General features: G+C 48.1%; 1 protein-coding gene and 1 pseudogene. Both read left to right on the forward strand.

Annotation, left to right across the window (positions count from 1 at the left end; translation table 11 throughout):
- A pseudogene (locus A3750_RS26245) lies at positions 1-373 on the forward strand (Cupredoxin); the annotation flags it as partial.
- On the forward strand, positions 363-1,032 hold a 670-nt coding region (locus A3750_RS16235), incomplete at its 3' end, for a cache domain-containing protein (protein WP_304440202.1). The pseudogene A3750_RS26245 and the gene A3750_RS16235, both read left to right, overlap by 11 nt.

Here is a 1,032-nt window from a genome sequence, read left to right on the forward strand (position 1 = left end):
TATTCGCCACCATGTTTACTCCTTCTCTGAGCCAAAGCGGTTCGAAATAAAGCTCTATGCAGGTGTGCCTGAAGAGCCGGTGGTGTTCGGCGAGGCAGGTGTTGTGGTGTTGGGATGCAACATTCACGACGCCATGCTGGGTTATATCTTTGTCTCACCTTGGCCAAGCTATGGTGTGACAGATGAGTCTGGAACACTCCGTTTTTCCGAAACACCTGAAAAAATTGCGGTTTGGCATCCATGGTTGGAAAACATCAATGCGCCAATCATGTTCGAGGTGGACGATAAAGAGACAATGACGGTAACTCTCGATCTTATTGCGCCGCAGCCGATTAAAAAGTTCTCGCGTTTTAGAAATCGATATGATGACTAATATTGGACTAAGATCAAAAATACTGCTGTCGTTCGTAGGGTTGATCTTTCTTTCCTCGTTAACGACGATTTTAGCGGTCATTCTCGCCACTAATTCTAGCGTTGAGGCGCAAGCAAAAGACAAACTGATTGTTGGTCAAAACGTATTTGAACAACTGCTGGATATTCGATCTGAGCAGTTGTTTGAGTCAGCTCAAGTGCTGACGGCTGATTTTGGTTTTAAGACCGCGGTGTTAACGGGTGATGAGTCTACCATTGTGTCTGTGCTGGCAAATCATGGTGCCCGTATTGGTGCGGATCTGATGATGCTGACCTCGCTCGATGGGCAGCTGATTGCAAGTACGGGCAGTATCGTAAAGCTGACACATTTTCCGTTTCAATCGTTGTTAAGTGCCGCGGCGGAGCAGGGCGGCCTGGCTAGTACGGTTGTGCTGCAAAACAAGCCCTATCAAATACTCATGTTGCCGGTTAACGCGCCGATCACGAAAGCTTGGGCCTTGGCAGGCTTCGAGATGGACCTATCACTTGCAAGCCAGCTTAAAGAGCTAACGAGTCTTGAGGTTGGATTTATTGGTTCTGGGGAAGACGGTTCGGGTTTTGAGTTAACCACACTCGCGCTAGAGGATCTTGGTCAGTATCCAAGCTCGGATTTAGCGAACG

The organism is Oleiphilus sp. HI0079 (assembly GCF_001635105.1).